Below are 1,925 nucleotides of genomic sequence, written 5' to 3' on the forward strand. Positions count from 1 at the left end.
CGCGCCCGCAGTCCTGCGGTCCAACCGGTCGTACACGGTCGGGGTCATCGCGGACCGGCTCGTCTCCCAGCCCTACGCCGGTCACATCGTGCTCGGCGTCCAGCAGGCCGTCCAGGCGGCCGGGTACGTGTGCTTCGTGGTCGAGACCGCGCAGACGTCCGACGGGGGCAAGGCCGCCGTGGCGAACCTCGTGCAGCAGGGCGTCGCCGGCCTGATCTACGCCGCCCCCGGGCCCGAGGACGTGGTGCCGGTCTCCGGCGTCGAGGACGTGCCGACGGTCTTCGTGAACTGCTTCCCGCCGGACGGCGCGCCGGCCGTCACCGTGCTGGCCGACGAGTTCCAGGGCGGGCGCGACGTCGCCGCCGCCGTGTTCGCGGCCGGACACACCGACGTCGCGTTCCTCGGCGGGCCGGAGGACGACTACGCCTGCCGCGAGCGCAAGCGCGGGTTCGACGAGGCGGCGGCCGAGGCCGGTCTCCGGGCGGACACCGTCCCCGTCCGGTTCGGCACGTACCAGGTCGGGTCGGGCTACGACCTCGCGATGGAGTTCCTCGCCGAGGACCCGCCGACCGCGCTGGTGTGCGGGAACGACCGCATGGCCGTCGGCGCACTGATGGCCGCGCAGTCCCTCGGGCTGCGCTGCCCCGAGGACGTCAGCATCGTCGGCTTCGACGACCAGCCCGACCTCGCCGACCAGATGCACCCGCCGCTGACGACGGTCGCGCTCCCCCACCAGCAGATGGGCTTCGACGCCGGCACGCTGCTGCTCGCCGAGACGCACGACCCCGGCCGCCACCTCGTGCCGTGCGAGTACGTCCCGCGCAGCTCCCTGGCCGCACCACGCATCGACACCGAACCGCAGGAGTCCGAGTGACCGACCAGCCGAGCACCCACCACCGCCCGCCGAACGGCTTCGTGGGCGACGTCATCCCGTTCGCCGACGGTGACCGGGCCTGGCTGTACCACCTGCTCGACGAACGGCCGGACGCGGCACCCGTCGACCGCCCGACCGGCATGCCCTGGGCGGCGGTCTCGACGACGGACTTCGTGACGTTCGAGGACCACGGCGTCGTGCTGCCCTCGGGCGGCCCGGACGCCAGCGACTTCGACTGCTACACGGGCAGCGTCGTCCGTGACGACACCGGGCTGCTGCACCTGTTCTCCACCGGCCACAACCCGCGCATCACGACCGACACCGACCTCGTCCGGAAGGACGTCCAGGTCGTGTGCCACGCGACCTCCGACGGCGACCTCACGAGCTGGACGAAGCACCCCGAGTGGGACCTGCCCGCACTGCCGGGCTACGCGCCCGAGGACTGGCGCGACCCGTTCGTGTTCCGGCCGTCCGCCGACCGCCCCTGGCAGATGCTCCTCGCGACCCGCCGCCCGGACGAGCCGTACCGCCGGTCCGGGTTGGTCGCCCGCCTCGAGTCCGACGACCTCGTCACCTGGCGCGACGCTGACCCGTTCTGGGCGCCGCACCGGTTCATCGCCCACGAGTGCCCGGACGTCTTCCGATGGGGCGACTGGTGGTACCTCGTGTACTCCGAGTTCTCCGACGCGTTCTGCACCCGGTACCGCATCGCGACGTCGCCCGACGGGCCGTGGCTCGCACCCGCCGACGACACCGTCGACAGCCGTGCGTTCTACGCCGCGAAGACCGTCGCCCTCGGCGAGGACCGCTTCTTCGTCGGTTGGATCGCCACGAAGGAGGGCGAGCGCGACGCCGGGGCGTGGCAGTGGGCCGGCACGATGGCGACCCTGCAGGCGCACCAGCGACCGGACGGTTCGCTGCGCTTCGACCTCCCCCGGACGCTCCGGGCGGCGTACGCGGACGAGCTCGACGTCACAGACGACTTCGCGCCCCTGAACGGTGCCGCACCGGTCGTCGGGGACGGCGCAACGACCCGGTACGCCTCGTGGAT

2 protein-coding genes are annotated in these 1,925 nt (G+C 73.0%); both read left to right on the plus strand.

The window, feature by feature from the left end:
- The coding region (locus I5E_RS03385; RefSeq protein ID WP_022905752.1) for a substrate-binding domain-containing protein at positions 1 to 874 on the plus strand (874 nt) is incomplete at its 5' end.
- A partial coding sequence (locus I5E_RS03390) for a glycoside hydrolase (protein WP_022905753.1) occupies positions 871 to 1,925 on the plus strand: 1,055 nt, incomplete at its 3' end. The genes I5E_RS03385 and I5E_RS03390, both read left to right, overlap by 4 nt.

Origin of the sequence: Curtobacterium sp. B18, from assembly GCF_000333375.1 — a bacterium.
GTDB lineage: Bacteria > Actinomycetota > Actinomycetes > Actinomycetales > Microbacteriaceae > Curtobacterium.